The sequence below is a fragment of the Haemophilus haemolyticus genome (genome assembly GCF_003493685.1).
Lineage (GTDB): Bacteria > Pseudomonadota > Gammaproteobacteria > Enterobacterales > Pasteurellaceae > Haemophilus > Haemophilus haemolyticus_O.
The window spans coordinates 154,409-160,549 of sequence record NZ_QQJW01000005.1 but is presented as its reverse complement, the minus strand read 5'-3'; the positions used below and the strand labels follow the sequence as shown (position 1 = coordinate 160,549).

The window sequence follows — 6,141 nt, the reverse complement described above, 5'->3', positions numbered from 1 at the left end:
CTGCAGTAGATGCTGCAGTTGAAGCCGCAGTTGCTTTAGAGTCAGCGGTTGATGCGGCCGTGGATGCGGCCACTGCTTTGCTGTCTGCAGTAGAAGCTGCTGTAGACGCTGCTACCGCTTTGCTGTCTGCAGTAGATGCTGCAGTTGAAGCCGCAGTTGCTTTAGAGTCAGCGGTTGATGCGGCCGTGGATGCGGCCACCGCTTTGCTGTCAGCTGTAGATGCTGCAGTTGAAGCCGCAGTTGCTTTAGAGTCAGCGGTTGATGCGGCCGTTGATGCGGCCACTGCTTTGCTGTCTGCAGTAGATGCTGCAGTTGAAGCTGCTACCGCTTTGCTGTCTGCAGTAGATGCTGCAGTTGAAGCCGCAGTTGCTTTAGAGTCAGCGGTTGATGCGGCCGTGGATGCGGCCACTGCTTTGCTGTCTGCAGTAGAAGCTGCTGTAGACGCTGCTACCGCTTTGCTGTCAGCTGTAGATGCTGCTGTAGACGCGGCTACCGCTTTGCTGTCAGCTGTAGATGCTGCTGTAGACGCTGCTACCGCTTTGCTGTCTGCAGTAGATGCTGCAGTTGAAGCCGCAGTTGCTTTAGAGTCAGCGGTTGATGCGGCCGTGGATGCGGCCACTGCTTTGCTGTCTGCAGTAGATGCTGCAGTTGAAGCCGCAGTTGCTTTAGAGTCAGCGGTTGATGCGGCCGTGGATGCGGCCACTGCTTTGCTGTCAGCTGTAGATGCTGCTGTAGACGCTGCTACCGCTTTGCTGTCTGCAGTAGATGCTGCTGTAGACGCTGCTACCGCTTTGCTGTCAGCTGTAGATGCTGCTGTAGACGCGGCTACCGCTTTGCTATCTGCAGTAGATGCTGCAGTTGAAGCCGCAGTTGCTTTAGAGTCAGCGGTTGATGCGGCCGTTGATGCGGCCACTGCTTTGCTGTCTGCCGTTGATGCGGCCGTGGATGCGGCCACTGCTTTGCTGTCTGCCGTTGATGCGGCCGTGGATGCGGCCACTGCTTTGCTGTCTGCAGTAGAAGCTGCTGTAGACGCTGCTACCGCTTTGCTGTCTGCAGTAGATGCTGCAGTTGAAGCCGCAGTTGCTTTAGTTAATGCTGAACTTGCTGTACTTGCAGCAGTGGTTACATTTTGGTTTGTTTGGTTTAGTTGTTTGCCAGTTACAGCATCTGTGCTAGTGGCTGAAAGTGTGGCGTCAGCTAATCCTGTAATTTTTTTATTGTTGGCATTTATCGCCACGCCATTTTGTCCAATAGTTACACCATTTGCATTAACGCCACCTGTGGCTGTTATTGCGCCTGTTGTTCTTACTGTTGTTACAGACAAATTATCACCTAATTTGAATTTTACGGTATTGTCAGTAGTGCTTGCGGAAACAACAAGGTTAGCATTTTCTGATTTAAATTTGATTGGTTTATCTGTGCTTGAAGTTAGCTCGGTTTCATTGTCCCCAGCTTTGATTTTGAATAAACCAACTTTGGTGGATAAGGCATATAACTGCGCGCCGTTCACTGCATCTGTTGAGGAGGCAGTGACATCGCCTGCAGCAACGTTTTTGATTTGGCGTTTAACGGTACCGCTACCCACAGAAACCACGCCTTTACCGCTGGTTTGTTTGATATCGTTTTTGTCGTAATGTGTTTTTAAGTTTTCGCCAGCCACGTGCCAATCAGATAAATCACTGTTGGTACTTGTAGTTGTGGCAGAATCCGCACCAAGTACAACATCGCCTTGTCTTGCGGCACTTGCACTTGTACCAATAGCGACTGCGTCTTCAGCTGATGCATTTACTTTACTACCTACGACAACACTTCTTTTAGCATTTGTTGTGATATTAATATGTGAACCAATCGCGGTTAAATCTTCAGTTTGTTTGTTGGTTGATCCTAATGTGATATTTGTACCAAAGGCAACAGAATGATGACCCACATCATCATTTGAAGTAATACCTTGCCCCATCAATACGCTGTTTTTTGCGCCTTTTGTAGTAATATTATGACCTACATAGACGCTATTTCTATTATCCTTTGTTGCGTCATTTGCAATATTTTGGCCGCTATCTGTTGTTGGTTTTAAAGTGATACTACGTCCAAGATAAACATTATCACCAAATCCTTTAATATTGCCACCTAGTGCCATTCCTGTTGGCTCCTGGGTAGTAGTATTAGGAATTACATGATAACTACCATTTTCTAGAACACGACGAGCCTTTAATTCAATATCATAACCAATTCCCACACCACCAATTTGTGTTAAGACATTATTACCAATAGAAAGTGGTGATGCGTTAGCACTTACATTATTACCAATATAAGTTCCTAGTTCTGAAGGGTTTACCACACTAACATTATTACCCGCTACAAATAACTTAGCTTTGTTTTCTGTAGCAGCACTTGATGTTATTTCATTGCCAGTCCCGACGACGGTAACGATTTTACCTGCGTTTGCTTTGTTGTTTCGACCAAATATATTTACTGCGGCACCATTTTCATTTGCGCCGCTAGTGCCCGCGTTATTCGCTGCTCCAACAATGATAGGTAACTTATAATTACTATTATGAACACTGCCTGTTGCTGTATTAGCCTTCCCCCAAACTAGTGTATCACCCTTTGAGGCTGCGTCACTATAATCATGAGCAAAAACCTCACCAGACAACATCAACATCGACAATGCCAGTAGGGTTAATGTAAAGGACGGTTTACCTTTGGTTGAGGCTACCCCCCCCCCGCAGAAACACGGTTATCTGTTGTGGCGGCTGCTTTTCCTTGTGACTTAGCTAACTCAGATACAACTTCCAATCGTTGCGTCGTTTTATTCCAAATTATCTTAAAAATTTTGTTCATTAATTAGTTTCCTAAAATAATTGATAAAAAATAGCAGCACACCATGTCCTGCTATTGGTTACCTCTTAATTTCACGGTAAAATCAAGAAATAAGAATCCTATAATTCAAAACAGACCGCGTATTTTGTCATACATTAGACGATAAAAACATCATATTTTTGTAAAGTTATGTAAAGATTAGCGTGTAGGGAGAGGGAAACGTTTTCTTGTTATAAGACGAGGCTATCTCTGTAAGATAGCCTTTAATTAGTATTATATTTTGGTTGTATGAGGGGTGAAAATTTTTTATATGGACAGAATACTTTATGAAATTATATTTTTTTGAATAGGATAAAATTAGATATTTATATAGGTATCATCATTGACTAAACTATTTTGTTGAGATTTTTTAAAGTATGTGGTGCGTAAACCGTCAATATGTTCATTGAGTTTATCAGGTATATTTTTATGAATGGGATCTAATATAAAATCAACTCCTTCACGTCTAGCAAGTTTTGCAGCGGGAACAAAGTCAGAATCACCCGCAATTAAGACTATTTGAGTCACTTGTTTTTTTAATGACAAGGTTGTGATATCAATACCAATTCTCATATCAACACCTTTCTGACGAGTATTAATGATCACTTCGTTTTCTTTTAATGGTGTCAGTTTTAAATCCCTTTTCCCTTTTAAAATAGACTGTTCTATATCTGGCTTAATGACCCACTCTGCTGTTTTTGCTAGATCACCTAAACGCAAGGCTAGTTTTCTTTTTTTAAGTAATTTTTGATGTAATTCAAGTCTAAATATGGCTTCATCAGATTTTGAAAAATCGATAGCTTTTTTTGTAATAGGGTTATGCATTTTTTTTGCTATCGGTGGACAGTCATAAAAGAAAATCCGATATAACTCTTTCCTAACAGTTTTTTCATTTGCTCTTTTTTTATCTGATAGGTGTAGCATTGCACAACGAATCGCTAAATCTGCAATTCTTTGTGCATTAAAATAATTATGTGGTTCAAAGTGCCTTACTCGATTAATAAAGTAAGCTCCGTCAATAAGAATTGCAGTAGACATTTATTCTCCATGATAAACAAAGAAACCCTGAGGTTCGGCACAATATCTGGATGATTGATAAGGCTTACTGCTACAGGGTTGAATTGCAAAGGAGTGTATAACAAAAGAATTTTTTGTGCAAGAACTATTATTGTATAGCTTTTATTTTTTTAATGTTGGCACAAACTCAGACAGCATTTTTATCTCTTCTTCACTCAATCTTCCTTTTATCATATTACCTGCACCTTGTATTTTTCCGCTTTTACGATCGGAAAGTGCGGTGTAAATTTCCTCTGAATTTAGCGTATTGATAATTTTGGATTGACCTAATGCTGATTTTTCAGCGGATTTTCCGTGGCAAGTGGCACAGGTTCGTTTATAAAAATTTTCAGCTTTTTCCATATCAACATCTGCTAATACAAATTGGCTGGCGGTGAGCAAACTTAAAGAGAGTAGAGTAGCTTTGTAAATTCGTTTCATTGGTTATCCTTTAAATAATTTATTTAAATCGTCTTCGGGAATTTTGCCTTCATATTTAGCTTGAATGTTTCCTTCAGGACTAATGACAAATGAAGTTGGCGTGCCGATAAGTTGATAACGTTCAGCGGTAATTTTCATTTGATCTTTAATTACAGGCAAATGGAGTTCACGTTTAGCCACGACGGCTTTGGTGTCCATTTTATCGCTATCTACATTAATCGCAATCAGTGAAACTTTTCCTGGATTCTCTTCTGCGAGTTTTTCAAATTCTTTTAACTCTGCGATACAACGTCCGCAAGTTTCTGACCAAAAAATAAGTAAGCGTGTGCCTTTCCAATTCTCAAGGTTTGCAGGATTACCTTGAAGATCATAGGCGGCAATATCAGGTGCTTTTTGCCCTACTGAGGCAACTTCATCTTTACAAGAAACAGCGCCAAAAATAACCGCACTTATGGCAACTAATTTTAATAGTTTATTTGTTCGCATGATTTTCTTCCTTTACAAATTTTCCGTGATGTAAATAAATAACACGATCGGTGAGTTCACCCAATTCTGGATTATGCGTCACCATTACAATGGTGCGCCCTTGTTGATTAAGTTTTGTGAGCAAATCTAAAACCAACGATTCATTTTGCTCGTCTAAATTTCCCGTTGGTTCATCAGCAAAGATAACGGGCGGTTGATTCACTAACGCACGCGCAATGCAAACACGTTGTTGCTCACCTCCTGAAAGTTGGCTAGGGCGGTGGTCAATGCGATGACCTAAGCCTACTTGCTCCAATACCGCTTTGGCAGATGCTTCATCAATCACACTGTGATAATGTTGTGCCAGCATCACGTTTTCAAGTGCGGTCAAATAAGGGATTAAATGGAATTGTTGAAATACTAAGCCGATTTTTTCTGCGCGGAAACGCTGACGACCGACTTCATCTAATTGGGCAGCATCAATACCATCCAAAATCACTTTACCTTCACTAGCAGTATCTAAGCCCGTTAAAATATTCATCAGCGTAGTTTTGCCGGAGCCAGAAGCCCCCATAATGGCTACAAATTCCCCTTGTTTGATTTGAATATTAATATCTTCCAGCGCGGTCACTTGCCCGAAGCGTTTATATAAATGTTGGGTTTCTATTACAAAGTTGGTCATGGTTTTACCTTCCGTGAGTAAATATACACAGGGTTAGTTATAATGGGTTACTTTTATTTTTGCAGTATAGCATCAATACTAATGCCACTACGATTCCTTAAGTTTTAATAAAATCATACCAAGAAAATATTTGTTCTTCTTTTACGCATCCTACCCTGAGTAATATTTCTATAAATTTGTAATTAGAAATATCATCGCAATAATATTTTTCATCAGTAAATACGATATGGGATATATTTTCTTTAGGTAATGAGAAGAAAATTGAACTATTTACCCCACCAACCTTGCTAGGAAGCAAACCTGTTATTAACAGTACTTCAGTAGGAAGTTCTTTTGGGATTTCTATGATATTATCAATAGCTTGTAATATAGGATAATTAAATTTATCGGATAAATAACTTGGGTGACCTTTAAAGAATAACGCATCATAATCACCAGATATTGATTTTTGTGCTATCTTTAATAACTCATCCATATAATTAATTTCAAGGTCGCCTAGATAGTAGGTTACTCCACCGATGAACATAAACCCATTACGACTTTTTCTAAGTTTATTTTGAAGTTGCTCATTTAGTCCCACCATTTTACATAAACAATTAAATACTATATCGTTACATCTTAACATAATTTAAACTTCT

General features: G+C 40.1%; 6 protein-coding genes and 1 pseudogene. All 7 read right to left on the bottom strand.

Annotation, left to right across the window (positions count from 1 at the left end; all coding sequences use genetic code 11):
- Positions 1-2,662, bottom strand: a pseudogene (locus DV434_RS06095) (hypothetical protein); the annotation flags it as partial.
- A gap of 50 nt (positions 2,663-2,712) precedes the next feature.
- Entirely contained in the window at positions 2,713-2,841 is a 129-nt protein-coding gene (locus DV434_RS06090) for an ESPR domain-containing protein (protein ID WP_118811545.1), read from the bottom strand.
- A gap of 336 nt (positions 2,842-3,177) precedes the next feature.
- Positions 3,178-3,897 (bottom strand): NYN domain-containing protein, encoded by a 720-nt coding sequence (locus tag DV434_RS06085; protein ID WP_118784782.1) that lies wholly within the window; start codon positions 3,895-3,897, stop codon positions 3,178-3,180.
- Between the two features lie 141 nt (positions 3,898-4,038).
- Positions 4,039-4,356, bottom strand: coding sequence for a c-type cytochrome (locus DV434_RS06080; RefSeq protein ID WP_118784783.1), 318 nt, complete (start codon positions 4,354-4,356; stop codon positions 4,039-4,041).
- Positions 4,357-4,359: 3 nt separating this feature from the next.
- The gene (locus DV434_RS06075; RefSeq protein ID WP_118784784.1) at positions 4,360-4,842 is read right to left on the bottom strand and encodes a TlpA family protein disulfide reductase; all 483 of its coding nucleotides are present in this window, start codon (positions 4,840-4,842) and stop codon (positions 4,360-4,362) included.
- Complete coding sequence (locus DV434_RS06070; protein WP_118784785.1) at positions 4,829-5,503, bottom strand: ABC transporter ATP-binding protein; 675 nt, start codon at positions 5,501-5,503, stop codon at positions 4,829-4,831. The genes DV434_RS06075 and DV434_RS06070 overlap by 14 nt, the downstream gene beginning before the upstream one ends.
- Before the next feature lie 97 nt (positions 5,504-5,600).
- Positions 5,601-6,086 (bottom strand): hypothetical protein, encoded by a 486-nt coding sequence (locus DV434_RS06065; RefSeq protein WP_192881447.1) that lies wholly within the window; start codon positions 6,084-6,086, stop codon positions 5,601-5,603.
- Between the last annotated feature and the right edge of the window lie 55 nt (positions 6,087-6,141).

Excerpts from the sequence above, each read along its gene's own strand:
- DV434_RS06090 (WP_118811545.1), bottom strand. The coding sequence starts at position 2,841 with ATGAACAAAATTTTTAAGATAATTTGGAATAAAACGACGCAACGATTG.
- DV434_RS06085 (WP_118784782.1), bottom strand. The coding sequence starts at position 3,897 with ATGTCTACTGCAATTCTTATTGACGGAGCTTACTTTATTAATCGAGTA.
- DV434_RS06080 (WP_118784783.1), bottom strand. The coding sequence starts at position 4,356 with ATGAAACGAATTTACAAAGCTACTCTACTCTCTTTAAGTTTGCTCACC.
- DV434_RS06075 (WP_118784784.1), bottom strand. The coding sequence starts at position 4,842 with ATGCGAACAAATAAACTATTAAAATTAGTTGCCATAAGTGCGGTTATT.
- DV434_RS06070 (WP_118784785.1), bottom strand. The coding sequence starts at position 5,503 with ATGACCAACTTTGTAATAGAAACCCAACATTTATATAAACGCTTCGGG.
- DV434_RS06065 (WP_192881447.1), bottom strand. The coding sequence starts at position 6,086 with ATGGTGGGACTAAATGAGCAACTTCAAAATAAACTTAGAAAAAGTCGT.